The organism is Desulfallas sp. Bu1-1 (genome assembly GCF_015594625.1).
Lineage (GTDB): Bacteria > Bacillota > Desulfotomaculia > Desulfotomaculales > Desulfallaceae > JADNRQ01.
On sequence record NZ_JADNRQ010000099.1, the window covers coordinates 1 to 273 of the forward strand.

A 273-nucleotide genomic window follows, 5' to 3' on the forward strand; every position below is an offset into this window, starting at 1 on the left:
CCACCCCCCGGCCGGGCAGGGAGTTTTGCCGGTATTACAACGGGGGGAAATGCCTGTACTGCGTCACAAACTGCCCCACGGGGGCGCTACAAGTTGACGGGTTGGACAAGCAAACCTGTTACCGGCGCTTGCTGGAAGTGGCCGGCCAATTTACCGACCTGGGACTGTGCGATGTTTGCAGCAAGTGTGCTTTGGGACCGTGCGCCACGGGTCCCGCTTAATGATTGGCGGGAATCAAGCCGGATTCCGGTAGTGCCGGTTTAACTCGGAGGC

1 pseudogene is annotated in these 273 nt (G+C 60.4%); it reads left to right on the forward strand.

Going from position 1 to position 273, the window contains the following annotated elements:
- Positions 1 to 221: pseudogene (locus tag IT084_RS17820) on the forward strand (epoxyqueuosine reductase); the annotation flags it as partial.
- Positions 222 to 273: the final 52 nt, after the last annotated feature.